23 protein-coding genes and 1 riboswitch are annotated in these 26,421 nt (G+C 37.9%); of the genes, 14 read left to right on the forward strand and 9 right to left on the reverse strand.

All coding sequences use genetic code 11. The features are described from left to right. Window positions 1-63: 63 nt before the first annotated feature. The 8 genes from blaI to J5J03_RS19140 all read right to left on the reverse strand — a co-directional run bounded on the left by blaI (window position 64) and on the right by J5J03_RS19140 (window position 9,145). The gene (gene blaI / locus J5J03_RS19105; protein WP_208591970.1) at window positions 64-447 is read right to left on the reverse strand and encodes a penicillinase repressor BlaI; all 384 of its coding nucleotides are present in this window, start codon (window positions 445-447) and stop codon (window positions 64-66) included. Window positions 448-469: 22 nt separating this feature from the next. Beyond that, entirely contained in the window at window positions 470-2,242 is a 1,773-nt protein-coding gene (locus J5J03_RS19110) for a BlaR1 family beta-lactam sensor/signal transducer (protein WP_208591971.1), read from the reverse strand. Window positions 2,243-2,488: 246 nt separating this feature from the next. Further along, window positions 2,489-3,412, reverse strand: a complete 924-nt coding sequence (gene bla, locus J5J03_RS19115; RefSeq protein WP_208591972.1) for a class A beta-lactamase — start codon at window positions 3,410-3,412, stop codon at window positions 2,489-2,491. 216 nt (window positions 3,413-3,628) lie between these two features. Continuing rightward, the gene (locus tag J5J03_RS19120; protein ID WP_231710837.1) at window positions 3,629-4,045 is read right to left on the reverse strand and encodes a dihydrofolate reductase family protein; all 417 of its coding nucleotides are present in this window, start codon (window positions 4,043-4,045) and stop codon (window positions 3,629-3,631) included. A gap of 357 nt (window positions 4,046-4,402) precedes the next feature. Next, window positions 4,403-5,197 (reverse strand): SDR family NAD(P)-dependent oxidoreductase, encoded by a 795-nt coding sequence (locus J5J03_RS19125; protein WP_208591973.1) that lies wholly within the window; start codon window positions 5,195-5,197, stop codon window positions 4,403-4,405. Between the two features lie 38 nt (window positions 5,198-5,235). Further along, on the reverse strand, window positions 5,236-6,249 hold the full coding sequence (locus J5J03_RS19130) for an AraC family transcriptional regulator (RefSeq protein ID WP_208591974.1): 1,014 nt from the start codon (window positions 6,247-6,249) through the stop codon (window positions 5,236-5,238). 618 nt (window positions 6,250-6,867) lie between these two features. Continuing rightward, a complete protein-coding gene (locus J5J03_RS19135) occupies window positions 6,868-8,040 on the reverse strand; it encodes a pyridoxal phosphate-dependent aminotransferase (protein ID WP_231710838.1) in 1,173 nt (390 codons plus the stop codon). Window positions 8,041-8,044: 4 nt separating this feature from the next. Next, entirely contained in the window at window positions 8,045-9,145 is a 1,101-nt protein-coding gene (locus tag J5J03_RS19140) for an iron-containing alcohol dehydrogenase family protein (RefSeq protein ID WP_208591975.1), read from the reverse strand. 138 nt (window positions 9,146-9,283) lie between these two features. Then, window positions 9,284-9,394: riboswitch (SAM riboswitch) on the forward strand. Window positions 9,395-9,474: 80 nt separating this feature from the next. Between J5J03_RS19140 and J5J03_RS19145 the strand changes: the two genes are divergently transcribed. From J5J03_RS19145 to J5J03_RS19200, 12 genes are all read left to right on the forward strand, one after another. Next, the gene (locus J5J03_RS19145) at window positions 9,475-10,272 is read left to right on the forward strand and encodes a MetQ/NlpA family ABC transporter substrate-binding protein (RefSeq protein WP_208591976.1); all 798 of its coding nucleotides are present in this window, start codon (window positions 9,475-9,477) and stop codon (window positions 10,270-10,272) included. A gap of 18 nt (window positions 10,273-10,290) precedes the next feature. Next, complete coding sequence (locus J5J03_RS19150; protein ID WP_208591977.1) at window positions 10,291-11,325, forward strand: methionine ABC transporter ATP-binding protein; 1,035 nt, start codon at window positions 10,291-10,293, stop codon at window positions 11,323-11,325. Beyond that, a complete protein-coding gene (locus J5J03_RS19155) occupies window positions 11,315-11,989 on the forward strand; it encodes a methionine ABC transporter permease (protein ID WP_208591978.1) in 675 nt (224 codons plus the stop codon). Before J5J03_RS19150 ends, J5J03_RS19155 begins: the two co-directional genes overlap by 11 nt. 10 nt (window positions 11,990-11,999) lie before the next feature. Beyond that, window positions 12,000-13,133 carry an alpha-hydroxy acid oxidase gene (locus J5J03_RS19160; protein WP_208591979.1) on the forward strand — a complete coding sequence of 378 codons (1,134 nt, stop codon included), beginning with the start codon at window positions 12,000-12,002 and terminating at the stop codon, window positions 13,131-13,133. Window positions 13,134-13,281: 148 nt separating this feature from the next. Next, on the forward strand, window positions 13,282-14,070 hold the full coding sequence (locus J5J03_RS19165; protein WP_208591980.1) for a MerR family transcriptional regulator: 789 nt from the start codon (window positions 13,282-13,284) through the stop codon (window positions 14,068-14,070). Between the two features lie 167 nt (window positions 14,071-14,237). Beyond that, entirely contained in the window at window positions 14,238-14,849 is a 612-nt protein-coding gene (locus J5J03_RS19170) for a hypothetical protein (protein ID WP_208591981.1), read from the forward strand. Window positions 14,850-15,175: 326 nt separating this feature from the next. Next, window positions 15,176-15,997, forward strand: a complete 822-nt coding sequence (locus tag J5J03_RS19175; RefSeq protein ID WP_231710839.1) for a PHP domain-containing protein — start codon at window positions 15,176-15,178, stop codon at window positions 15,995-15,997. Then, a complete protein-coding gene (locus tag J5J03_RS19180) occupies window positions 15,997-16,803 on the forward strand; it encodes a sugar phosphate isomerase/epimerase family protein (protein ID WP_208591982.1) in 807 nt (268 codons plus the stop codon). The genes J5J03_RS19175 and J5J03_RS19180 overlap by 1 nt, the downstream gene beginning before the upstream one ends. After that, window positions 16,781-17,581 (forward strand): 5'/3'-nucleotidase SurE, encoded by an 801-nt coding sequence (gene surE, locus J5J03_RS19185; RefSeq protein WP_208591983.1) that lies wholly within the window; start codon window positions 16,781-16,783, stop codon window positions 17,579-17,581. Before J5J03_RS19180 ends, surE begins: the two co-directional genes overlap by 23 nt. After that, window positions 17,574-18,575, forward strand: coding sequence for an ABC transporter substrate-binding protein (locus J5J03_RS19190; protein WP_208591984.1), 1,002 nt, complete (start codon window positions 17,574-17,576; stop codon window positions 18,573-18,575). The genes surE and J5J03_RS19190 overlap by 8 nt, the downstream gene beginning before the upstream one ends. A gap of 10 nt (window positions 18,576-18,585) precedes the next feature. Then, window positions 18,586-20,316 carry an ABC transporter permease gene (locus J5J03_RS19195; RefSeq protein WP_208591985.1) on the forward strand — a complete coding sequence of 577 codons (1,731 nt, stop codon included), beginning with the start codon at window positions 18,586-18,588 and terminating at the stop codon, window positions 20,314-20,316. Next, window positions 20,313-21,383 carry an ABC transporter ATP-binding protein gene (locus J5J03_RS19200; protein WP_208591986.1) on the forward strand — a complete coding sequence of 357 codons (1,071 nt, stop codon included), beginning with the start codon at window positions 20,313-20,315 and terminating at the stop codon, window positions 21,381-21,383. Before J5J03_RS19195 ends, J5J03_RS19200 begins: the two co-directional genes overlap by 4 nt. 297 nt (window positions 21,384-21,680) lie before the next feature. Here the strand turns inward: J5J03_RS19200 and J5J03_RS19205 are convergent, their stop codons facing one another. Beyond that, window positions 21,681-22,073: a hypothetical protein gene (locus J5J03_RS19205; RefSeq protein ID WP_208591987.1), complete on the reverse strand. Its 393-nt coding sequence runs from the start codon at window positions 22,071-22,073 to the stop codon at window positions 21,681-21,683. Window positions 22,074-22,628: 555 nt separating this feature from the next. Between J5J03_RS19205 and isdC the strand changes: the two genes are divergently transcribed. After that, window positions 22,629-23,285 carry a heme uptake protein IsdC gene (gene isdC / locus J5J03_RS19210; RefSeq protein WP_208591988.1) on the forward strand — a complete coding sequence of 219 codons (657 nt, stop codon included), beginning with the start codon at window positions 22,629-22,631 and terminating at the stop codon, window positions 23,283-23,285. A 23-nt stretch (window positions 23,286-23,308) separates the two neighbouring features. Next, window positions 23,309-26,386, forward strand: coding sequence for an NEAT domain-containing protein (locus tag J5J03_RS19215; protein WP_208591989.1), 3,078 nt, complete (start codon window positions 23,309-23,311; stop codon window positions 26,384-26,386). Window positions 26,387-26,421 lie beyond the last annotated feature (35 nt).

Here is a 26,421-nt window from a genome sequence, read left to right on the forward strand (position 1 = left end):
AAATCCAAAATAAGATATGCGCTCATTTTCATAGGTAGTAAACATCAACAAGGTTGCGTCTAACTATTCTTTCTTTTGCTTATTATCTAAAATAGCTCGCAGCTCTTTAATATCATCTTCAGATAAATCCTCATCTTGCATAAATTGAACGAGCATCGATTTTAAAGTGCCATCATAGAATCGTTTCACAAAAGATTCTGTTTTGGCACGCTGGCATTCGTTCTGAGAAAATAGCGGATAGAATGTATAGACGCGCTGATCCTTGTTGACACCGATGACTTCTTTTTTGGAGAGTCGATCCAAAAGAGTGCGTACGGTTTTCGGCTTCCAGTTCGTTTCTGTCGTCAAGGACGAAATAATTTCATTTGCAGTTCGCGGTGCTTTTTGCCATAGCACTTTCAATACTTCCCATTCAGATTCTGAAATTGAGGGTATATTATTCGTCACTTGAAATCCCTGCCTTTGCTTTTTAATAGATACCTTTTTGTTCCAAGATGGATTTTGTAATGTCAGCAGCTACACTGCCTTTAGCATTATGGTTGTTTTCGATATTGGTTGCAAAGAAAAAGGTGTTGCGCTTCGTTTCCACATATCCTATGAACCAGCCGTTTACATTTTTATCGTTGATTGTTCCTGTACCGGTTTTTCCGTAAAGTGTTACATGGTCTTTCGTCTCTAGCTTGAGGGCATCTTTTATTAATGCAACATTATTCTCATTAAATCCAAATTGGTTGGTATAAAAGTCTTTAAGAGTCTGAACCTGTTCAATCGGAGAGATTTTTAATGAAGATTCTAGCCAATAGTCTTCTATTCTACCAGACACATTTTGATTTCCGTATTTTATTTTTTCAAAATTTGCTTGGATTCTTTCTTTCCCTATTTTTTTATCTAGCTCTTGAAAGTACCAAGTCACGGAATTCCCCATTGCAGTAAATAAATTTTGATTTTGGTTCCAGAGATCGTGTGGATAAGTTTTTTCATCCCACTCCATAGAGGTATGCTGTGGTGTAATCACACCAGATTCCAAAGCGAATAACGCACTGTACACTTTATACGTGGAATTCGGTGAAACTCGTAACACACTTTTGTCTTTATTATAGATAAGGTATCGAGCTTTCTGCAAATCATAGAGTACAAAGCTACCATCATATCCATTAAAAAATGTGCTTAAATCCTCATACACAGTCTGCTTATTATCAAAATTGATCCGATCCACACCATAAGGCATTGCAGAAACAACTAGGACTTGACTCACAACCATTCCTGTTAGCAGTATAAAGATTACGATGCTTTTCAGTTTTAAAAGCTTTGATTCCGTTGTGAATGTTGCAATCGATTTAATCCTTTTTTTTAATTGCTGTTTGGAGCTAGTGAGCTGGCTAGCTATTGCGAACTTGCCTTGAAGCAAGGATTTATTAGCGAACTTAATGATTGTGTTTCCGTATGCTGCATAATGATTTTGACCGAGCACTTTTAAAACGGCGCTGTCACAGGCTATTTCACGGTCTAATCGCATTTCCCTAAATGCAATCCAGATTAATGGGTTATACCAGTACAAAATCTGGAACAGGACAACTAAGTAATTCGTAGCAATGTCTTTGTTTTTATAGTGACTTAATTCATGTAACAAAATGTATTTCAAATCATCCTTGGAGAGCCATGTTTCAGCATCACACGGCAAAACAATGTAGGTTTTGAAAATGCCGAATGTCAGTGGAGACTTAATAAGTGGTGAATTCACTAACACAAGCTTTCGAGAGATACGGAGGATCTGTTTGCACTGTTTGAATACTCTCTGAATCTCTTCATTTTCTACGATATATGTGGATTTTTTTATTCGTTGTAGTTTCATCCATGCGTGAATCGTTAAAACAATCATCACTAGCATACCTGTAATCCATATAATGGTGATGAATTGATTGAATAATGTTAAGTCAAATCGGTTTACGGAGATAGATAAATCCTGCATCCAATTTCCTCCTCCGTCTGTTACGAGATTTGCTGTTGAGATATTAGATGAGGCTGGAATGCTGTTTTGATTCTTATTCCAAGTTAGCTTGGTTCCTAAATTTAATAAATATGTTGGAAGTAATGGTATGGTTAATGCAGTTAGTAAAATAAACCATAAATTGTATTGCCATTTAGATGATAATTGGTTGTTAAAAATCTTTCGGATCAGCATGATAACAATGACCGCAAAAGAAGATATAACCATATTTTCGACCAGGTGGAGGACCGACATCTTACTTCATCTCCTTAAGCGCGAAGTTGTAACTTAATTTTACCATAGGTTTTTAACACGAGACTGGGATAAAAGAGTAATTAGATAGGAAAAATCCGAACATGAAAGTCCACATACCGCTTCGGCAAAATTTTTCGCTTTCCGCGGGCGATCTTCAGCTAACTGTGTGAAGAAAACACTTCACACAGTTAGCTGAGGCCCGTGTTCGTCATGAAGATGCCTGCCTTCATGTGTGCTCCTGTTTTTTTATTTTAAAGCATTGATTATGACTTCAGTAGCCTTTGCAACTATCTCATCATCATATTCTGCATCCTTAGTGTCATGACGGGACATCACTGCAATGACGATTGGTTCTCTGTTTGGTGGCCAAACAATGCCAATGTCATTTCTTGTGCCGTAACTTGCGGCCCCGCTTTTGTCTCCGACGATCCACCCATCAGGTAGGCCTGCACGAATTAGTTTATCACCTGTAACATTACCTTTCATCCAATCCATAAGCAACTCCCGTTTATCATGGGGAAGGAAATCATCCAGTGCGATTTTCTTCAGATTAGTAGCCATAGCTTTCGGGGTGCTCGTATCACTTTTATTTTCTGGTGTGAATTCATTTAATTCGGTTTCGTATCGTTCGGGTTTGGTAACTTCATCACCGATGTCTCGTAGTAAGGCATGCCCGAACTCATCAGGGCCACCCAGTTCCTCGAGTAATAGATTTCCAGCGGTGTTGTCACTCTTTCTAATGGCGGCCTCACTAATCTCTAACAGAGTCATTCCGGTATCCACGTGATTCTCGGTAACTGGAGAATAAGTAACCAAATCATTCTTACTGTACGTAATGACTTTTTCAAGATCTTGGATTTCATTGTGCTTCAGCAAGATTGCTGCCGCTAGTACTTTAAAAGTAGATGCATAGGCGAAACGCACGTCAGGATTGTATTCAACAATTTGATTCTTACCCGTATCGAATGCATATACGCCGAGTTGAGCTTCAAATTCATCCTCGAGTTGGGCAAATTCTTCATCTTTATTGATGGTGTGCTCGGTGTCGGTTTCCTTGTAGGTTGATTTATCCGTTTTATTGTCAGTGTTAGTACATGCGGTGAGTATTGTTAGAGCTAACAATACTATGTACAATAAAAACTTGCTGGATTGGTAATTGATTTTTCTCATACGATACCTTCTTTTCTCTAGAATAAAATTTTACATAATGATTTTCTCCGTTATTGACTTTTAATTGTAAGCATATATTCCCCCTTTCTATTAAACGGATTACAACTGTAGTATAATATTACATCTGTAATCATAGAAAATCAACTATAAATATTGATAAAAAAAGAACAACTGCTCATTGATTAGAGTAGTTGTTTAGTTGCTTAATCTTATAATTTACTTTTTAGTTTCATAATGTAATTCAATAAATTGATTAAATTGCTTCGTTCCTTTCAAGGAAAGCTCTAAATGGTGATTTCCTTCTTTAAATAAAGGGATTCCGTTACCTAGTATAGTTGGTGCAACGGTTATCACAAATTCATCGACTAATCCCTCTTGAATGAAGGAGTTTAACAGTTCACCTCCACCAACTAACCAAATGTTACTACCGTTTTTGTTTTTAAGTTTGTTAACAAATGGAGCTAAATCATCATTCACAAAATTTACATTTTCGGTATCTTCATAAAGAGATCTAGTAAACACATAACATTCTTTGTTTTTATATGGGAACTCCTCTAAGTCTTGTTTCATAACCCAATCGTAGGTTCGTTTTCCCATTAGGATTTGCAAATAAGATAAAGGTCGTTTCGCCAAATGATCTTCCAGATAAAGTTGTATCGTTAGCCAAGTCCGTTATTGATTTTTACAATCATGAATAAAATATCTTTATTGAATAGCTAAACAGTACCTTAACAATTCCTCCATTAAAATTACATCATGTTAAAATAAAGTTTGGTTAAAAACAGCCTCATCCATTCGTATTTTACGGCAATAAAGAAGAATCCATTTTAACAAAGATTAAGCAAAATGGTTTCTTCCCCAGTATAATTAAATGATGATTTTATAAATAGGTTTGGTTATTTTCCTCCTTTGACACTTTTGAAATAGTGTCCGTTTTGACAAACTCCAGAGCATGATGTTCGTTCCCATTTCTACCTGTATTTAAGAGCGCTAGAAAATAGTCGGTACTAACCCGCCATCCATCCGAATTGGAGACCCTTTAAATGCGGATGCATAAGGACTACTGACAAATGTAGCTAGCCTACCTATCTCAGTTGGTCTAATAAATCGTTGTATTTCAGATTGAGGCAAGTTTGCAGTCATAAATTCCTTCTCCTTCTCTGAAAAGGACATATCTTTAGCAGCGTACATACCCTCAATGATTTGATGCACATTTTCAGAGAGTGTAGGTCCTGGCATGATCGTATTGACTGTAACTTCTTTTCCTAGTGTTAATTTAGATAAACTTTTTGACAATGATAATAACATTGATTTTGTCATACCATATTGAGGCATTTGTCCTGAAGGCATAATGGCTTCCTCACTCGCAATAAAGATAATTCGTCCGAAATTATTGTTCAACATTTTAGGTAAATAAAATTTGGATAATCCATTTGCTGCAAGGACATTTGTACGGAAATATTTCTCCCATACTTCATCGTCAACGTCCTCATATTGCATTATCTCATAAATACCCATATTGTTAACTAATATATCAATATTGGGATATTTTTGGAATAAGTCTTCTCGTTGTTGAATATCCACAATATCAGCTGCAGCATTTTGAGGAGAGGTAGTTGGGAAATCTGTTTTAATCTCATTTACAATTCGTTCTACCTCTGCATAATCTCGTCCATTAATAAGGACATTAACACCTTCTTTGGCAAGTTCTATAGCAATTGCTCTACCTATACCTTTCGTTGATCCAGTAACTAAGGCCGTTTTGTTAGCTAATCCCATATCCATAATCCATTTCTCCTTTTTATTTATAGTTGAAAGCATGGTCAGTTTATCGAGTTTGTATCCAAATATTTAGCACGCCAATTTGAAGGGGTAACTCCCTCCCAAAGCCTAAAGGCTCGATAGAACGAGTTTTGGTCCTCATATCCAATCAGGAAGGCTACTTCACTAATATCGAGCGAGGGATTTGCTAAGTACTCTCGTGCCTGCTCTTGTCGAACTTGTGTCAACAGATGATTGAAGCTTGTTCCTTCGTCATGAAGACGGCGCTGCAAAGTACGATTGCTTATCCCCAATTCGCCTGAAACCGTCTGAATGTTGAAACATCCTCCTGCAAGGCTACGTTTCATGATCCACTTGACCATCTCGGTAATGGAGTTGCTACGTTGATGACCATTTAATGATTGGTCCAATACAGGAGTCAGAACCTCAAGCAATTCTTCGTTATACGAGACAAAGGGGTGGTGAAGGTCACTTCTATGGAGCGTAATTTTGTTACTTCTTCCGCCAATTTGGACACGGCATCCGAAGTAAGCTTCAAGTAATTGAACGTCGCCTATGAGATGCGGGAATTCGACAGATTTCGCTGTCAATGGCTGACCAGCTCCCCGCCGTCCTAACTCCAAAAGAAATGCAAGCGTGATACCAATCAACATTGCGGGACCCGACTGCTCTGTATATAACCATTTTAGTTCAATAGTACAGTCATCACCTTCCTCTGTGATAAGTAAGCTTTCGGGGGGACACAGCCGTTTATATCGGGCCATACGTGTTAGTGCGTCGCGGTAGTCACGAGCGTGGTAAGCTGCTAGAACGGTTGGTGGAAAATGTACTGTTTCGAAGCCGGTCGTTAGCTTGATGATTCCGTTGGCAGTATCACCTATGATATCGGAATAAGACTGCCAAATGGAGATATATTGTGGGACGGTGACAACTGCTTCATTAATAATAGTGAGTGGAAGTCCAGCTTTACGAACCACTTCTTCGGGCGCAATCCCCAATTGACGTAATCCTGTCCAAAATCCTGCCGGGAATCTAATACGAGTATAAGCTGCCATTTTTAAAGCCCCTTCCTTAGCTATCTAAACATTCACAAGATTTGAGTGAATCTGCCTTGTTGACAGGATAGTTACTATATTACCAATCGAATGTCGCTTTGTAACTAGCAAAAGACGCCATTTCACTAACTATTTGCGTCAGAGATAAAGCCCTTTGTTGATATAATCTTTATTTTTTCGCTCTCTCTAACATTATGTTTTGCTCTGTTAAATAAACTATAGCAACGTTTATTCAGTATTCCTTGTTTTAATCTTTACCATTGCTTCTGTACCTGCTACACACCAATACATCATGCGTTTTTTATCCGGTAGGTTACATGTCGTTGCTGAGATTTCATCGCCCTTACACTTCTTGCGTTTGGAGGCGTCTGTTGAGGAAAGGAATATATGATATATGTTGAACATGCTGATGAGACGGTTTGGGGAAATAAAATATCTTCAACCAAAAGTGGAGAAATGAAATTGGAAGGGAAAGAGGCACTTATCAAATAAGTGTTTCTCTTCCTTGAATAAAGGCGTATATCCAAGGAAGAGCGGTCATCGACTCAAGTGCACAGTGATGCGGGTGACCTAATGCTAGATAAGTTTCTCTTTATCAGGATGGCGCTCTTAATAGATTTAGAATAAAGATAACTTCCCAATCCGATCACACGCTTCACGTAGACGGTCAGGTTCAGCCAATAACCCAATGCGGACATATCCTTCACCTGAAGCTCCAAACCCATTTCCAGGAGCAACGACGACATGTGCTTTTTCTAATAGAAGGTTTGCAAAGGATTCTGACGTGTATCCCTTTGGAGTTGGCATCCATACAAAGAATGATCCGTTCGCTGTACCACCATGCCAACCAATTTTCTCTGCTTGTTGTAAGAAGGCATCCCTTCTTTGCTGATAGGTATTGTTTAATTCCGCTATGGCACTCTTGCCTTTGTCTAGTGCGGTTTTTGCAGCGGATTGAATGGCGCCGAAAATACTGACATAATAGTGGTCCTGAATTAATTCAATCGCTTTAATAACAGAAGGGTTTCCGACAGCAAAGGCGACACGCCATCCAGCCATATTAAATGTTTTGGATAAGGTATACATTTCGATGCCAACCTCTTTTGCCCCTTCTGATTGTAAGAAACTTTGTGGTTTTTCCTCTTCAAATCCAATCGCTCCATATGCAAAATCATGGACGACACAAATCTGATTTTGTTTGGCTACCTCAATCGTATCATCAAAGAAATTCTTTGTTGCAGTAGCAGCTGTTGGATTGTTCGGATAATTTAAAAACATTAATTTTGCATCTGCTAAGTCTACCTCTGAAATCTGTTGATAATCAGGTAAAAAATGATTCTCTTCTTTTAACGGCATATGGATAGGGATAGCATCCGTTAAGGCAATACCTGACATATAATCTGGATAGCCAGGGTCAGGTACTAATACCTTTTCTTTAGGATTTAAGAGACATTGACTAATTTCCACTAGCCCAGTTTTAGATCCGAACATGATCGCCACTTCTCTATTCGGATCAATATTTACGTGATACTCTCTTTGATAAAAGTCAGCTACTGCTTCTTTTAAAAAAGGATACCCTTGAAATGGAGAGTACTTATGAAACTTATGATTTTGACTAGCCTCTTGTAGTGCTTCTACAATAAAATCAGGTGTTGGTAAATCAGGATTACCTTGACCAAGATTAATGACATCATGCCCTTCTTTTATTAATGCTTGTGTTGTTTTTACTAACTTTGCAAAAAATTGTTCTGGTAATCTTTTTAATGCATGGGATTGTTCGAACTCTATCATTTCATCACGCTCCATTTTGGTTCCTTTCGTTATTTCGAATGAATTCTTCCAATCGAAATACAGCTTCTCGCACAACTTGGGGGTCCGACACATTCATAAAATGGATCGATTCTTTAGGTTTCGTAGCACCTTTACTTAATAAGTCAACTTTTTCCTCTGTAATTTCTGTAACACCGATATCATGAAGACTAGTTGGTAGTTGTAAACGCTGATAGAAAGGAAGTAATTTTTTGACTTCATCTAGTCTTTTTTCAATCGCTAATTGAACGAGAACACCGTAAGCAACTTTGTCGCCATGTAAGGTATCATGTGTTTCAGCGAGGTGCGTTAGACCGTTATGGATCGAATGAGCCCCAGATACTCTACCATAATGATCACCAAAGCCGCCAACCATTCCACCTGCCATTATGATCGTTTCTATCGAACGTAAAAAGGAATGATTATACGATTGTTGGTCAATTGCTGCTAGTGCCTCTTCGCCCTCATCGATCAGAACATCACGACAAAGCTTTGCTGCGTGTAATGCAATATCTAATGAAACAGGCTTCTCTGGTAATTCACGTGTTAAAACATCTGCTTCATACCATTTCGCGATTGTATCCCCTATTCCAGCGCGGAAATAGGCTCTTGGCGAGTCCAAAATCACGTTAGGATCTACTAATAACATATAAGTGCTACGGTTGAAGATAATATATTCTTGAAAGTTGCCATTGTGATCATAGAAGACCGATAGTGGTGTCCAGGGTGCGCAATTCGATGCTAACGTAGGTATTAAAATAGTTGGTAAGGTTAATCGGTCTCCACATGCTTTGGCAATGTCTAATATTTTTCCGCCACCGATACCGATCACAGCTGTTGTTTCTGATTTAGTTAACTTCGCAATTCGCTCTACTTCATGGTGTGAACACTCTCCGTGATAAGCAATAAATTGGCAAGGTAATGCAGGATTTGCAAAATAAGTTTTTACTTTTGTCCATGATTGGTCGCCATGAATCACCAGTATTTGTTCGAATTTGTGTTTTTGTAATAAATCAAATAAATCATGTAATATACCATTTCGGCATTGATAGTAGTTAGGTGCTCCTTTGATATGTAATGTATCCATCTCTTCACCTCGATGATTGTGATATGGTAAGAAGTATGCCATTTGAACAGGTAAGTGTCAATCTAAATTGAATTTTCTGAAAAAGGTTGACTTATATACTTTAGTTCGCTATACTCATTAGCATAAAAAATTGAATGATTCTTATCGCGAGTGGCGGAGGGACTGGCCCAATGAAACCCGGCAACCATCTATCCTTCAATAGAAAGGTGCTAAATCCAGCAAACAGTTGAACTGTTTGGGAGATAAGAGAAAAACTATGAAAATAGGATTCTCTATCTCAAAAGAAGATAGGGATTTTTTAATGGAAAATTATATGAGGGGGATACAACATGAAGAAGCTTGTAGGATTTATTAGTGTAGCAATCATTCTTATTTTAGCAGCTTGTGGAGGAGAAAATGCAGATGGCGGTGGTACATTAGATGTCGGTGTAACGGCTGGGCCACACGAAGATATTTTAAATCACGTAGCAGAATTGGCAGCAGATGAAGGCTTAGAGATAGAGGTGCATGTATTTAACGATTATGTGATGCCCAATACAGCTTTAGACGAAGGTGAACTAGATGCAAACATCTTTCAACACGAACCGTTTATGAATAATGCACGTGATGAAGGAGATTTAGACTTAGTGAAAGTAGCAGATACAGTAAACTTCCCAATGGGGATTTACTCTGACCAATATGCTAGTTTAGATGAATTGCAAGAAGGCGATAAGGTAGGATTACCAAACCACTCTTCAGGTGAGCCACGTGCATTAATGTTATTTGAAGAGGCTGGTTTAATTACATTACCAGAAGATGCAGATGTTACTGTATCTGTGAAGGATATACAAGATAACCCATTAAACTTGGAATTTGTACTACTTGAAGCATCACAAATTCCTAGACAATTAGGCGAGGTGCAAGTTGCGGCGATTAATACTAACTATGCACTAGAGAGTGGGCGAGTTCCAACAGAGGATTCTCTTCACATGGAACCAAAAGACTCACCATGGGTAAACATTATAGCGACGAGAGAAGAGAATGTCGAAGATGAACAAATTAAACAATTAATTGATATTTATCGTTCAGAGGAAGTAAAGCAATTTATCGAGGAGGACTTCGCAGGGTCAGTTGTTCCTTCATGGTAAGAAAGGGGCACATACAGCATGATTGAATTTAGAAACCTAACGAAAGTTTTTCAAGACAAGAAAAGAGAAGTAAAAGCCCTTCATAACGTATCACTAAAAGTGAAGGAAGGATCTATTTTTGGTGTAATTGGATATAGTGGGGCTGGTAAAAGTACATTAGTCAGAATGGCCAATTTGTTAGAAAAGCCGACTTCTGGTCAAGTTTTATTTGAAGGTCACGATTTAACCGAGTTAAGTGGTAATCAATTAAATGAAGTAAGACAGCAAATGGGGATGATTTTTCAATCCTTTAACCTTTTAAAAACGGGTACAGTGTATGAAAATATTGCATTGCCTTTGAAGCTAACGGGCGTATCAAAATCCGAGATTGATAAACGTGTAGAAAAGTATATTCAAATAGTAGGTTTGCAGGATAAGTTAAAGGCTTATCCTGCCCAACTATCTGGAGGACAGAAGCAACGTGTAGCGATTGCACGTGCATTAGCCCATGAACCGAAAGTATTATTATGTGATGAAGCTACAAGTGCACTTGATCCAGATACGACCGAAGCGATTTTAGAATTATTAAGCAAAATTAATAAAGAATTGGGTATTACAATTTTATTGATTACACATGAAATGAATGTGGTGCAGAAAATTTGTCATGAAGTAGCTGTTATGGAGCAAGGGAAAGTGATTGAGCAGGGGTCTGTAATTGATGTTTTCTCAAAACCACAAACAGACACAGCTAAACGGTTTATTCATTCTCTATTTAATGATGATATTCCAGGTGACCTTCTGAAGAAATTGAAAAACAACGGGAAATTAGTTGCGTTATCCTTTATTGGTGAGTCTGCTGGTGACCCAGCACTTGCGATGGTCACGAAAAAATATGATGTCTTTCCATCTATACTAGGTGGCAATATTACGGATTTAAAAGAGCGACCATTCGGCCGTTTAATCGTTCATTTAGATGGAAGTGAAAGCGAAGCACAGAAAGCGATCAATTACTTGAAGGAAAGTGGCGTAATCGTGGAAACTTATAATAAAGGAGGGATCAACCATGTTAACTAGCATTACAAATTTTATCAATAATTGGGGAGTTGAAATTTGGGAAGCCTTTATTGATACGATGATCATGGTAGGTGTCTCCTTAACACTTTCGATTATTATTGGTTTACCATTAGGTGTCTTGTTAACGTTAACTGGACCTGGTAAAGCATTAGAAAATAAGGTTCTATATCAAATCTTAAATACTATCATTAATATATTGCGATCGATACCATTTATTATTCTATTATTTTTTATTTTACCTTTCACGAAGCTAGTAGCTGGTACAACGATTGGTGTGCAAGGTGTAATTGTACCATTAGTAGTGTTTACTGCACCTTATATAGCTCGTCTAATGGAGTCGAGCTTATTAGAAGTTGATCGCGGTGTAATCGAAGCGTATGAGGCAATGGGAATCAAGACACGTCATATCATTTGGCACGTTCTTATTCGTGAAGCACGCCCATCGATTATATTAGGCTTAACCATTGCGACAATTGGCCTTATAGGGGCGACAGCTATGGCTGGCTTAGTTGGTGCTGGTGGTCTTGGTGATTTAGCATATCGATATGGTCATTTACGTTATCAAGCTGATATCATGTATGTCACGGTGATCATCTTAATTATTTTGGTACAAGGTGTACAAACGATTGGAAACCGTGTATCAGCTAGATTGAAGAAAGATTAAGGTGAAGCTTATGGCAGTATCTTTTCCGATCCGTTTTCAAGAATTAGAACAGCAAGCCAAAGATCGACTTGATCCCAAGGTTTTTGATTATATTCAAAGTGGTGGCGGCAGAGAAGAAACGTTGCGAGCAAATGAAGCATCTTTCAGAAAGTGGCAATTAGTACCACGTTTTGGAGCAGATGTTTCAACTGTTTCATTGGCTAAAAAGTTACACGATGAGACAATTCAGTCACCTATTATGTTGGCTCCAGTTGGAATGCAAGCTCTAGCTGACACAAATGGTGAAAAAGCGAGTATATGTGCTGCTCACAAGTATGGAATACCATTTATTGCAAGCACGGTATCCTCTTATTCGCTTGAAGAGATAGCCGAAGCCTGCCCTGATGCAGATCGTTGGTTTCAATTATACTATCCAAATGATGAAGCATTAGCCAAAAGCTTTGTTCAACGTGCCGAAAAAGCAGGCTACCAAGCGATTGTCGTAACGATTGATATGGCAACGCTTGGCCATCGTGAAAAAGACTTAACCAATCAATACTCGCCATTTCGTTTAGGGAAAGGCATGAGTAATTATACGAATGATCCTATTTTTCAATCATATGTAGCAGGTCTTTCACAGGAAGAAATGCGAACAGAAATGCAAAAAGTCTTTTTTAAGCCAGGATTAAATTGGCAAGATATACAAGATCTGCGAAAGGCAACACCACTTCCTATTTTCATAAAGGGAATATTACACCCTAATGATGCAGAGAAGGCAGTAGAGATAGGTATTGATGGAATCGTCATTTCTAATCATGGTGGACGCCAACTAGATCGATCAATTACATCGATTGATGCTTTACCGTTAGTTAAAGAAAGAGTACAAGATCAGTTAACCATTTTATTAGATAGTGGTATTCGCTCAGGTCCGGATATTGTCACAGCATTAGCATTAGGAGCAGATGCTGTTCTTTTAGGACGACCATTTATTTATGGATTGGCTATTGCTGGACAGTTAGGGGTCGAGAAAGTAGTAGATAATATCACGAATGATCTAACCAAAACGTTACAGTTAATGGGTGTCAATGATGTGAATAAACTGGATAGTTCATTTGTAAGGTATGTTAGTAAACAGATAGATTATATGAATTCTTACTGTAGGTAAGCTTGCATATATAGTAGAAGAGAATAACACAAAAAAAAAGAGTGGTATCCATCACAAATTTGGTGAAGGGTACCACTCTTTTTGGGCTTGCATCCTCCGTAACGTTATATGCTAATCTAAAATTATAATAATGATGGAGGGATAGCTCATGGGGAATAATGAACCTGTTTTTACAATTGGTGAATTTAGTAAACGGGCAAGGCTAACGGTAAGAACATTACGGTTTTATGAGGAACTAGGCTTATTAATACCTAAACAACAAAACAGCTCTGGTCATAGGTTGTATGGATTAGCAGAATTAGTGAAGCTACAACAAATTCAGTCATTAAAATTTTTAGGCTATTCTTTACAGGAGATTAAAAACTTAACTGAAAACGATACGAATCCATTTACTCAACTAGAGAAGTCGTTACCTTGGCAACATAAGCTTCTGACAGAAAAAAGAGACGAATTAAATCGAGCCATCGAAGCAGTAGAGCGTGTACAATTCTTATTAAGAGAAGGAGCACCAATCACGTGGACGGTGTTAAGCTCTCTCCTTTTTAAAATCGAACATGAACAAGATCAAAGAGAGTGGATGAAAGAATATTTTTCAGAGGATATCGCTGACCAGTTTTATTCTCTTCCTAAAGATCAACGGCAACAAATAGATATGGAAATGTTAGACTGGCTAGCTGCGGTGAAGGAAATGATGAAACGTGGTGTTTCTCCTCAATCCCCTGAAGCCTTTGATGTGCTCGTAAAATTGACTGAATTAGCAACGAAACATGTCGATAATAAAGAAGAGTTGGCGGAGCAGCTTGAAAAAGCACAAGAATTGATGGAATCAGAAATAATGGATTTTAAATTTCCAACTATTTTAACTCCGGAAGAAGAGGCTTTTATCGAGGAAATAGGAAAGTCGATGGAAGCATTATATAATGAAAACGCGGAATAATTTCAGGTAGGTTTCTGGATAATATCAGCTGTTAGTTGAAGAGCATTACGATAAGAACGTTTAAAAGAGTCTGTATTTTTCTCATCCAATTTTAATTTTATTCTCATTAAGTTTTCATTTAATGGCTTTAAGATAAAAGTAACTTAAAATTAAGGGGAGAAAAACAGATGAAAACAGTCATTCTTACTATAGCAAGTACGTTAGTGGCTGCTTATGCAGCTCACACAAATCTTGCCTCAACACAAGTAACAGAGAAGCATAACAAAATGACTGAAGAAGATCAAACCGACACTGATGGTGTTGAAAATTTCATTGAATATCACATACTCGAAGCAGTAGTTGATGCAGAAAAATTCAATGTTCAAGTCGTGGAAAACAGCAACAGCAAACGCATCAGTCTATTGAAGGATGATCAAGATCAGCCACAGTTTAAAAGCATTTATGTTAAAGACACAAAAAGGTTAAAAGTGATTGACTTTCGTACCGGTTTGGTTTTCAATCAGATAATCGCTGATAGGCAAGATGAATTTCAAGATAGTGAGGCGGAGAAACAAGAAACAGAGATTGAAGCATATCGAGAATATAAGACACTAACCAATAAAATTGACATAGGTGATTTGAAGGCAAAAGTTGTAGAAAACAACTCAAACAAACGTGTCATCGTTCTAAAAGAAAATGGTGGACAACCAGTATACAAAAGCGTCTATTTGAAAGATACAAATAGATTGAAAATTATTAATCTTCTTGGTGGTCTCATATTTAATGAAATCATCGAGTAACGAATAGCTACCCCCTGACATGATCAATCCGTTTCAGGGGGGGCATTTGTTTAAGCGAGCGCTTAGAAATGAAATCAGCCAATCATTGATTAACTTTAGTTGGGAACCCTCTTATTCTATTTGTTCATATCCTACAAACATGTCCGAACACTATTTATATTAATGACATGTAAAGAAATTAACAAAATAGCATCATAAATCCCTCCATAATAGCAAAATACCCTTTTTTATATTTACAATTTTTTTACTATCAACTAACACTCCCTTTATTCGAGACTAAAAATCTTCTAGTAGTATTGTAGTAAGAAATAACAAGAAATGAGGTGATGAAAATAATTGATCTACATATCCATTCTACTTTTTCTGATGGTGAGTTAACACCAGAACAGATCATAGCAGAGGCGGAGAACAATCATGTATCAACGATTGCTATTACAGACCATGATGAAATAGGTGGTTACATACAAATAAAGAAATTAGCAAAGGGCAAGGCAATCAATGTCATCTCAGGAATTGAATTAAATACAGATGGTCCAGATGGAGAGTTGCATATATTAGGCTATCATGTTGATCAGACTAGCTCCAGATTACTTAACCATATCGAATGGCGAAAGCGAGAACGGCAAGAATGGGCTACCAAGATAGTCAATCAACTTAGAAAAATAGGCTATCAGATTGATATAGAGCAATGTATGCAAAAGACTACAGGTGATATCATTGTTCGAACACATATTGCAGAAGTATTAGTCGATAATGGTTACTTCTCTACTGCTCAACGAGCTTACCAAGAACTGCTAGTAAAAGGTAAGGCAGGCTTTGTTCCAAGAGCAACATTCACCGCAACACAAGCAATTGCATTGATTCATGATGCTGGTGGAACAGCATACTTGGCTCATCCAGGTATCTACCCGAAAAAACCTGATATCTCTCGATTAATGGACGCTGGTTTAGATGGAATGGAAGTATTCCATTCCAAACATTCACTTGAAACAACGAGATATTGGGAAGCAATCGCAAGTGAACATTCCTTATGGCAATCAGGTGGAAGTGACTATCATGGGCCAAACTCGCGAAATCCGTATCCAATTGGGAGTGTTGAACTATCACCTGTATGTTTAAAGCAATGGCTAAGTGAGGTGAATAGCTAATGCAATTATACATGTCTTCGACACTGTGTTGGAATTTCTCTGTATCTAAAGCAATGCAAATCGCAGAAGCAAATGGAATAGATGGGGTGGAGGTTTGGGTTGATCAATTAAACTACCACAACACGTCTTGTAAAGAAATTAATAAGATTAGGCAATATACGGATTTGGAGCTTAGTATTCATGCTCCAAGCTGGGATTTGAATCTATGCTCCTTAAACAAAAGCATCCAACAAAGCTCTATGGAAGAAATGGAACGAGCGATGCATATTGGGGCGGAAATAGGTGCCCCTAACATTACAATCCACCCTGGTCGAGCCACAATGAGTGTAAAAAATAAAGCGAGTTTCATGCAGACACTTAAGGAGAACATATATGTATTAGCGGAAAAGGGATCCTCCCTTGGGATCGATTTATCAATTGAGTTAATGGAAGAGCGACCGAAAGAATTGATAACCACTCCAAGTGCTATGAATCAATTAGTGGAGGAACTTCCTGATAACGTACAAGTCACATTTGATGTGGCACATGTTCCATTAGCTATTGATCCAATTCAATATTATCAAGCACTATCAAGGGTAAATAAAATTCACTTAAGTGATTCGACGTCAAGTACGTATCACGTTGCACTGGGTGAAGGTGAAATACTATTACCGAGTATATTAGCAGAAATACAAGATCTCGATTGTCCGGTTGTATTAGAAGGATTAGACCAAACCTATTCCTTACAACTTTTGCAGAAGCATTTACATTATCTGCAATCGAATCGATTAAGGAGGAAAGATATTGCGAATCTTAGTTACAAATGATGATGGCATTTTTCATCCAGGGCTGGAAGCGATGGTGAATGTATTAGCCCATTTTGGCGAGGTGTATGTCGTCAGCCCTGATAAAGAAAGAAGTGCAATTAGTCATTCGATTACATTGCGTCATCCTGTTAAGGCAATCGAGAATAACCTTTTTACCTCAGCAACGAAATCGTGGATGGTTAATGGTACACCTGCTGACTGCATAAAATTAGGGGTAGATGTGTTGTTGAAAGAATCACCAGATCTCGTGTTATCAGGGATTAATATTGGACCGAACCTTGGTAAGGATATTTATTACTCTGGAACAATTGCTGGTGCCATGGAAGCGACATTACAGAAGATACCCGCAATCGCTGTGTCATTGGCAACGTTTGATACCAATTATGTGAACTATGAGCAGGTTAGGATATTATTTTATCAATTAATGGAGGTGATGCTGCAAAATAAAATACCGAAAGAGATACTGTTAAATGTAAACCTACCATATACGTCGAAAGAACTGTGTCGAGGTGTTAAAGCCGTGGATCTTGATATGGATGTTCAGCGATATCGTTATGTTGGTTTAAATGACCCTCATGGACAAATCTACTATTGGTTAAAAGATGAGTACCATCTGTTAGATGATTTAAAAGACGATATGGATTTTAAAGAATTAAGAGAAGGGTACATAACCATTACTCCAATCGAGAAACGAGGCGTAAGTAAAAAGAGGATTGAACAACTGAACAGATGGTTTTATGTATTTAATAAAAAGAGGGAGGAACTGTTCCATGTTTAAATTAAAAAATGTCATTATTTTAGTTTTAGTCGTTTCTATGTTAGCTGCTTGTTCTTCTGCAAATTCTGAGACGGAAGAAGGTATCTCTGGAGACCTATCTTTTTATACTTCTCAGCCTGACGCAGATGCTGAACAGCTTGTAGCAGCTTTTAACGAGGAATACCCTGATGTTAATGTGTCCATCTATCGTTCTGGTACAGAAGAAGTGATTAGTAAAGTACAAGCTGAAAAAGAGGCAGGAGATGTACAAGCAGATGTATTGTTAGTGGCAGATTCTGTTACATTTGAAAACCTGAAGGAACAAGATATGTTGTTTAGCTATGAATCAGAGGAATATGCTTCTATTCCTGAAGAGTTTGTCGATGCAGACCATATGTATAGTGGTACGAAAATTATGTCTACTGCATTAGTAGTGAACACGGATAATGTTTCTGAAATGCCAACATCTTGGAATGTGCTAACAGAAGAGGCGGATAACATTGCGATGCCTAGTCCGTTATATTCTGGTGCTGCAGCCTACAACTTAGGCGTATTAACGCGTACAGATGGTTTTGGTTGGGAATTCTATGAATCGATCCAAGCAAATAATCCAATGATCACTCAAGGAAACGGTGCTGTATTAAAATCTGTTGCTGCTGGTGAAGTGGATTATGGTATGGTCGTTGACTTCATTGTGGCTCGTGCAGAGTTAGAAGGTTCTCCTGTGAGCTTAGTTTACCCTGACGAAGGTGTTCCTGTTATCACCGAGCCAATTGGTATTATGAAGGATGCGCAAAATGAAGCAGCAGCGAAAGCATTTGTTGACTTTGTTTTATCAGAACAAGGACAAGAGCTAGCAGCTGAAATTGGCTATACACCAATCCGAGAAGGAATTGAAGCGCCAGAAGGCTTGAAAACTATTGAAGAAATGGATGTATTAGATGCAGATGTTAATCAATTATATCAAGCACGTGAAGAAGATAAACAACAATTCAGTGAGTTATTTGGAGAATAGGTGAACGAAAATGAATCAGATGTCTAATAAGGAGATAATGCCACGACGTGCATTATCTTCCTCCTTTTCAAGGAAATCCATTTTTAAGCTATTGGCGTTATTACTCATTATTATCGTGTTCCTGATCCCGATTTATCGTCTCGTGTGGATGAGCTTTCAAGTGGATGGTTCGCTTTCTTTTGCTAACTATACAACGATTTTACAAGATGGTAAAACATGGTCCGTCCTTCACAATACGATTTTAGTAGTGCTCGGGTCCACAGCAATCTCGGTATCCTTAGGCATTTTATTAGCATGGTTAGTTGCCTATACGGATATTCGCGCGAAAAAAATGATGCAGTTTTTTATTGTATTACCTTTTGTGATCCCTTCTTACATTTCTACATTAGCATGGACGCAGTTTTTTGGTGCGAATGGGCTATATGGAAAATTAATGAGTATGCTACCATTTGCGACCGAAGAGATCAATCTATACAGTATGGGTGGCATCATTTTTGTCTTAGGATTGTCTCATTATCCTTTAGTGTATCTATTATCTGTCAGTGTTTTTCGCAGAATTCCTCGTGAAGTGGAGCATGCTTCTAGGGTGTCGGGTGCGAGTGGTTGGAAGACGTTCTTGAAAGTGACATTGCCACTTGCTTTACCTGGGATTGCTAGTGGAGGATTACTAGCTTTTATTGCGAACTTAGATAACTTTGGGATTCCGGCATTTTTAGGAATACCAGCACAAATTGATGTATTAAGTACATATATTTATCAGCAAGTCATCGGATTTGGACCGAGCGCTTTCCAACGTGCCGCCACCTTCTCGGTTATTTTAGGTGTGCTTGCTTTATTAGGTACATTGGTGCAATGGTTCTTATTAAGAAAATCCAAACGACTGGAAACGACTGTCGAGGATAAGACACCAAGAATCTTTCTTGGTAAATGGAAACCGCTAATAGAGGTGGGCTTGTGGTGTTTTTTCTTTATTACTAGTATTGTTCCGTTCATTTCCATGGGGATGACCTCTTTATTATCAGCTTATGGCGTAGATTTCACCTGGGAAAATATTAGCCTGAAAAACTATCAATTTATTCTAGAAACAAGCCCCAAAGCCAAACGGGCGATTGGAAACAGTGTACAGCTGGCACTTGTTATTACCATTGTAGGTGTTTTGATCGGGACGGCATTTGCTTATTATCGTATACGCAAGCCAAATAGGTTAAATCAGCTGTCAGAAATGGCGATTAGTTTGCCCTACGCATTACCAGGTACGGTCATGGCGTTGTCGATGATTTTTGCTTGGATGGAGCCTATTCCAGGCTGGAACCCAGGTATCTATGGTTCGATTATGATTTTATTCATTGCTTATATTACAAGGTTTTTAATTCTTCAAGTAAGAGGAAGTATAACAGCTGTCTTGCAAGTTGATTATTCGATGGAAGAAGCTGCCATTGTAAGTGGTTCGACTGGGTTTTCGAAATGGAAGGAAATTCTTTTACCGTTAATGTTACCTAGTATTTTAAGTGGAGCCTTTTTAGTGTTTTTGACTGCATTAACGGAATTAACGGTTTCATCCTTATTATGGTCAAGTAATGCAGAGACAATAGGTGTGATCATCTTTAGTTTTGAACAGGCAGGATATACGACGTATTCGACGGCGATGTCTAGTTTAATTATCTTTTTAATTATATTAGGGTTTCTATTGTTATCTGGGGTCCAATTTTTCTGGAGTAGAAAGGTGGCAAGTAAACAATGAGCATAAAGATTTCACAAATCAGTAAACAATTTGACCAGTTCACCGCCTTAAAGGATATTCAGTTATCGATTGAACCTGGTGAATTTATTGCGATATTAGGCCCTTCAGGCTGTGGAAAGACTACCTTGCTACGATTGTTAGCGGGCTTTTTATCGCCGACAGCAGGTAGTATCGAAATAGGCGAGAGCCAAGTCGGTACAGCTAAGCGATCATTACCACCTGAGCAGCGTAATATTGGCATGGTATTTCAATCATTTGCACTTTGGCCCCATTTAAATGTAAAAGATCATATCCGTTTTCCGATTCAGCATCATCGCTTTGTGCCGTCCGCGTTAAAAAAGAATGAAGCGAAGCGGGTGGAGGAAGTGTTAAAGATGGTTGATTTAGAGTCTTTTGCTGATCGTATGCCAAGTGAATTATCTGGAGGTCAGAAGCAACGAGTGGCGTTAGCACGTGCCATTGCGCCCAAGCCCGAGCTATTGTTAATGGATGAACCGTTAAGTAATTTAGATGCCGAATTACGTATGGAGATGCGCAATGAAATCCAATCTATACATCGGCTGACAGGAGCGACCATCGTGTATGTCACCCATGACCAAGGGGAAGCATTAGCAATGGCTGATCGCATTGTCGTGATGAATCAAGGTGAAATTGAACAAGTTGGTACACCACCAGAAATATTTGCCCGACCGAAAACACCATTTGTAGCAAAGTTTGTTGGTAAGGCAAATCTTGTGAAAGGGAGCTGGAAGGAAGGCAAGTTTACACCTGAGTCATTACCAAACGTTCAGTGGCAGGACAATGGAATTGAAGAAGGAATGAAAAATCAAGGCTATTATCCAGCTCGTCCCGAACAACTTCAATTAACAAAGGATCAAGATATTCAAAATGCCATACCAGCTGTAATTACAAGTGTGCAATATCAAGGTAAGGAAATTCACTATTTGGTACAAGCACTGGAACAAGAATGGTCTGTTCATGCTGATATTTTTGATAAGTTTGACTTAGGTGAGCAGGTGTATATTCAACTTAAAGGCGCGGTAGTGAAGGATAGAGTTAAAGTGTAGTAGGTTTGATCTTAAGAAAAAAGGTGTCCAAAGGAGCGTTCCTTTTTCTGAAACTTCTTTAAATATAAGTGTAAAAAAATAATTTCTACAGAATTACTTATAGCTATTGATTACCTTTTTAAACACGAACAAAAAGTGATGACCAACCAAGTGAAACAGAAACACAATTAACAGAACAAAACGATAAGAAACGGATACTTAACGAAACCATTCAGTAACGATAAAACCCCCTGAGATGTTGTTCCATTTCAGGGGGACTCATCTGCTAGTCAAGACAAAAAGAGATCAGTTATTTCTCTAAAGCCATTCAATATACAGAGGCATAAAGCCACTATGTGGTCCGGCAGTTACATATAACTGTACAGCTAAATTTTCTGTGAAATCATCAACGTCAAAAGTAAATTGGACATTGCCATTTGTATCTACAGTTCGATCAGCAACAACATAATTACTGCCATCTGATACTAATAAATCTCCAAAATAGTTTGCGTTTTCTAGAGTTATGGTTGCTGAATCACCATCAATGGTGGCATCACCAATAATATAGGAGCTTGCGTGGCTAGAATAATTGCCATTCGAATCCAAAAATTGATAATCAGCAGTTGCAGCAAAGGTAGAAATGCCAAAAGCTATTGATAAAAACATCACACTTACAAACATGGTCATCGTCTTTTTAACATTTAAATTCATTTGTATGACACTCCTTCAAATATTTTATAAAAAGTAAATTTATCCAAACAAACTATTAACCTGTCAAACTACTGTTTCACTCCTTTCTACAGAAAGTAGCAGGGCAATCATTATTGATATTGATAATCATTATCAATGAAAAAGTTTAAAAAAATACTCTATTGACCAATGGGTTCTCATTATGATAATCATTCTCAATAGAGTGTTAAAAATAAATGCCCCGCTCAGCGAATGGCATCTAGATGTAATTAATGGCAATTGTTGCCTTTCGATATTTACAATATCACCTCTTCATCTTCTTGTCAACATATCTTTTATCGAAGGTGTGGTCTGAGATTGAGTGGAGGATCAGGCAAAAGAAAAACTTTCCAAACTTTTTTATAATTTTAATTGACAATGATTCTCATTATAGATTAGAATGTAATTGTTAACATTTAGGGAATCTAGATTTCTAATTTAAATAATGAGAATGATAATCATTTATGGGTTGATGGTTATTCTTTTTTTGATTTATAATTGATAATAATTATCATTTTCAATACAGGAGGTCAAATAATGATAAGAAAACTACCATTTTTAGTTATTATAGTAGGTGTCTTTTGTTTTATTTTCGTTCAGCCGTTAACAGCAGCAACTGATTTAGAGAATGGTACATATACGATGGATTATACGGTTTTACATGCAGACAATGATTCCGCTTCGATGGCAAATGATTATTGGGAGAAGCCGGCGACGATTATTGCAAAAGATGGAAAATTAACTGTTCAAATGACGATTAACCATAGTGCTTGGGTAACTGAGTTTAAAACACCAAATAATGGTGGTTATGCAGATGTAGCCGTTATTAGTACAGATGAAGAAGCGGATAAGAGGACCGTACAATTCTCTGCTGATGATCTTTCAAGTCCCATGTCTGCTAAAATCCATGTAACTGTACCAGATATCGATTATGATCATGATTACACCATTCGTTTTTCATTTGATGAATCTAGTATGCAAACGATAGAAACAGAAGCTTCAGCAGATCAAAATACCTCAGAGCAAGAACAGTCTACCTCATCTGAAGAAGAACAATCAAACAACAATTCTACTACAACAAGTACAGAACAAGAGGATAATCCAAAAACAAGTGATATGGCAATGATCCCTTTATTTGTCTTCCTTCTAATCGGATCAATGTTTATGTTATGGAGACAATGGAGAACACAATAAAACGGAAGAGGAGAGGTTTTTAAATGAGGAGACGATGGCAAAAAACACTCGCTATCTTTTCAATATGGTTAGTGTTACTCGCAACGGTTCTACCAACAGGATCAATATCCGCAGAACAAGCGGAGTTAGCAAATGGTGAATATACCATTGATTTTACTTTTCTGAAAGATGGAACAGACTCTACTAGTGTGATGGATGAATATTCAGAGAAGCCAGCAACATTACATGTAAATGATGGTCAATTAGAAGTCGATCTGACGTTAACAAACAGTGATTGGATACAACTATTTCAAACGGAACAAGCTGGAGAATATGTGGATGCCGAAGTGATAGAAGAAGACACTGAAGCAAATAAACGAACGGTTCGTTTTCCGGTTAAAAATCTAACAGATAAGGTCGAAGCATATACACACGTAATTGTGACAGGTATCCCAGGTTTCGAATATGACAATTATTATGAGGTTCAGATTCAATTTGATCCTGACAGTATTCAGGCGATAAATGTGGAAGAGCCTGCAGAAGAAACTGAAGAAGATACCAGTGAAACTCCTACCGAAGAGGAAGCTCCAGAAGAATCTAGTGAAGAAGACGGAGGAGAATCTAGTGATGAAATAGTTGATAAGGAAGAAGGAGAAACTGAAGAGGAAACTAGCAATGGAGAAGAGAATCAAGAAGAAGTACCAGAATTAGAGCTTGAAGACGGAAAATATTCCATTGATTTTAGAGTCCTTGATCCTGACAAAGATGAAGAACTCAATATAGGAAACCTGCCAAGTCCAGCAGTATTGGAAGTAAAAGATGGAAACACCTCCGTGTTACTAGACATCTACGATCCACAAGGACAAATTACGGATATTCGGATAGATCTGGATGGAACATTGACAAGTAGTGAAATAATATCTGATGATTCCAAACAAGCGCGAACACCAGAATTTCCAATTTCTTCGTTGTCAGAACCAATCAATGCTGAAATAGATTATTATGTTGAGCAAATTGATTATACAAATGTTAAACCAGTACGTTTAGATTTTGATGTCGAAACTATTGCTGCGACTGATGACGAAGAAGAAGAGTCAGATATAAAGATTGAAGATGGGAAATATACGATCGATTTTACTGCACTTCATGCCTCAAAAGATGAAGAATCTAGAATGGCAGATTATTTTGCAAGTCCAGCAGTTTTAGAAGTATCAGATGGTGAAGCTTTTGTTTTACTTGATATTCAAGACGAAAGAGGGCAACTAACCGAGATTCGATTAGATGACAATGGGACACACACTAATGGCGAAATAGTATCTGGTGAGGCACCTGGAAATCGAACAGTTAAATACCCGATATCTTACTTATCAGAACCGATCAATGCTGAAGTAGATATGTATGTTGCCGAGATGGATTATGAAAATACCCAACCATTCCGGCTGTTGTTTGATGAAACATCTATCTCTGCATTAGATGATAGAGAAGTGGATCTTGCGCAAGATGGTGAATATACCATTGATTTTGAGTTTTTAAAGAATGGTACAGATACTACTAGTGTAATGGATGTCTATGCTGAGAAACCAGCAACATTGCATGTGAATGATGGTCAATTGGAAGTTGATCTAACGTTAACGAGCAGCGATTGGATCAAGTTATTCCAAACAAAGCAAGACGGTCAGTATGTGGATGCTGAAGTAATAGACGAAGACACGGAGGCAGATAAACGTACGGTTCGTTTTCCAGTTGAAAATGTAACAGATAAGGTTGAAGTCTATACACATGTCGTTGTCCCGGATATGAATTATGACCATACCTATGAGGTGCAAATTCAATTTGATCCTGATAGTGTTGCGGTGGTTAAGTTGGAAGATCCTGGAGATGACACAGATGATGAAACAGGGGAATATCCAACAAAACCTGACCAGCCTGAGAAAATTGGTGATAGATTAATTATTAAAGATGTAAGTAATTTCGCTTATGATGAAGCTAATAAAGCCTATCAAATTAATGGTAATGATGCGAATCATTTTGAAATCAGTGCAGCAATATTCAACAGCCTCGCTGATGACTCTAAATTATCCTTTGCAAAGGATAATGAGGTGAAAGCAACATTCCCTGTTAATCAATTGAAAGAAAAATTGGGAGATAGCGAATCCATCCACTTTACAATCGAAAAAGTGGATAGTCCTTCTAATGCCAAAAGTGGTTTTTATGATTTTCATGTAGCTGTTGATGACGAGACTGTTTCTGAATTCTCAGAACCTGTCACGTTAACGTTTACTGTGGATCAGGAAGATGTTAATAATTGGTCTGATCTTAAAGTAGTGTATATAAATGATGACGGTGAAGTGGAAGAGGAAATTAATCCAACAGAACGTAATCAGGAGTCAGGTGAAGTAGTGGCAGAAGTTTCCCATTTTAGTCAATATGGTGTATTGGAAACAGAAGAGAAAGGTCAGCAATCAGAAAATGGGCTTGAAGATGGTGAATATACCATTGATTTTACCTTCCTAAAAAATGGTACTGAAGAAACCAGTGTGATGGATGGTTATACGGAGAAACCAGCCACTCTACATGTGAATGATGGACAATTAGAAGTAGATTTAACGTTCACGAACAGCGATTGGATCAAGTTATTCCAGACCAGACAAAATAGCGAATATGTTGATGCTGAAGTAATCGCAGAAGATACAGCAGCAGATAAACGTACGGTTCGTTTCGCAATTGAGAATCTCACAGACAAGGTGGATGCATATACACATGTCATTGTTACTGGAGTACCTGGACTGGAGTATGACAATTATTATGAGGTTCAGCTGCAATTTGACCCCGACAGTTTGAATGAAGTTTCTGATACTCATCCAACACCAGCTGATCCGGTTCCATCTGACCCTGAAGATCCATCTGATCCTGAGCCAACAAACCCAGAAGGGGATAATAATTTAACATACAACGGTGAAGATGAAGAAGCTAATACTGGATCGAACACTAGTGATCATCAAAATGTACAAAACACCAAAACCGCAGACTCATTCAATATAATGATGGTTAGTTTATTGGTTAGTTTACTGATCGGTTCTGCTTACCTATTATATAGAAAATATCGATTAGGTAGTTTGTAAGGGTTTGGAGAAAGTCTTGGTACTACGTATAGTAC

The sequence above is a fragment of the Gracilibacillus suaedae genome (genome assembly GCF_017599345.1).
GTDB classification, from domain to species: domain Bacteria; phylum Bacillota; class Bacilli; order Bacillales; family Amphibacillaceae; genus Gracilibacillus; species Gracilibacillus suaedae.

What these genes read in the sequence shown, in the direction of transcription:
- J5J03_RS19110 (WP_208591971.1), bottom strand. Translation starts at nt 2,242, where the DNA reads ATGTCGGTCCTCCACCTGGTCGAAAATATGGTTATATCTTCTTTTGCG.
- bla (WP_208591972.1), bottom strand. Translation starts at nt 3,412, where the DNA reads ATGAGAAAAATCAATTACCAATCCAGCAAGTTTTTATTGTACATAGTA.
- J5J03_RS19125 (WP_208591973.1), bottom strand. Translation starts at nt 5,197, where the DNA reads ATGGATATGGGATTAGCTAACAAAACGGCCTTAGTTACTGGATCAACG.
- J5J03_RS19130 (WP_208591974.1), bottom strand. Translation starts at nt 6,249, where the DNA reads ATGGCAGCTTATACTCGTATTAGATTCCCGGCAGGATTTTGGACAGGA.
- J5J03_RS19135 (WP_231710838.1), bottom strand. Translation starts at nt 8,040, where the DNA reads ATGATAGAGTTCGAACAATCCCATGCATTAAAAAGATTACCAGAACAA.
- J5J03_RS19140 (WP_208591975.1), bottom strand. Translation starts at nt 9,145, where the DNA reads ATGGATACATTACATATCAAAGGAGCACCTAACTACTATCAATGCCGA.
- J5J03_RS19145 (WP_208591976.1), top strand. Translation starts at nt 9,475, where the DNA reads ATGAAGAAGCTTGTAGGATTTATTAGTGTAGCAATCATTCTTATTTTA.
- J5J03_RS19150 (WP_208591977.1), top strand. Translation starts at nt 10,291, where the DNA reads ATGATTGAATTTAGAAACCTAACGAAAGTTTTTCAAGACAAGAAAAGA.
- J5J03_RS19155 (WP_208591978.1), top strand. Translation starts at nt 11,315, where the DNA reads ATGTTAACTAGCATTACAAATTTTATCAATAATTGGGGAGTTGAAATT.
- J5J03_RS19160 (WP_208591979.1), top strand. Translation starts at nt 12,000, where the DNA reads ATGGCAGTATCTTTTCCGATCCGTTTTCAAGAATTAGAACAGCAAGCC.
- J5J03_RS19165 (WP_208591980.1), top strand. Translation starts at nt 13,282, where the DNA reads ATGGGGAATAATGAACCTGTTTTTACAATTGGTGAATTTAGTAAACGG.
- J5J03_RS19170 (WP_208591981.1), top strand. Translation starts at nt 14,238, where the DNA reads ATGAAAACAGTCATTCTTACTATAGCAAGTACGTTAGTGGCTGCTTAT.
- J5J03_RS19175 (WP_231710839.1), top strand. Translation starts at nt 15,176, where the DNA reads ATGAAAATAATTGATCTACATATCCATTCTACTTTTTCTGATGGTGAG.
- J5J03_RS19180 (WP_208591982.1), top strand. Translation starts at nt 15,997, where the DNA reads ATGCAATTATACATGTCTTCGACACTGTGTTGGAATTTCTCTGTATCT.
- J5J03_RS19190 (WP_208591984.1), top strand. Translation starts at nt 17,574, where the DNA reads ATGTTTAAATTAAAAAATGTCATTATTTTAGTTTTAGTCGTTTCTATG.
- J5J03_RS19195 (WP_208591985.1), top strand. Translation starts at nt 18,586, where the DNA reads ATGAATCAGATGTCTAATAAGGAGATAATGCCACGACGTGCATTATCT.
- J5J03_RS19200 (WP_208591986.1), top strand. Translation starts at nt 20,313, where the DNA reads ATGAGCATAAAGATTTCACAAATCAGTAAACAATTTGACCAGTTCACC.
- J5J03_RS19205 (WP_208591987.1), bottom strand. Translation starts at nt 22,073, where the DNA reads ATGAATTTAAATGTTAAAAAGACGATGACCATGTTTGTAAGTGTGATG.
- isdC (WP_208591988.1), top strand. Translation starts at nt 22,629, where the DNA reads ATGATAAGAAAACTACCATTTTTAGTTATTATAGTAGGTGTCTTTTGT.
- J5J03_RS19215 (WP_208591989.1), top strand. Translation starts at nt 23,309, where the DNA reads ATGAGGAGACGATGGCAAAAAACACTCGCTATCTTTTCAATATGGTTA.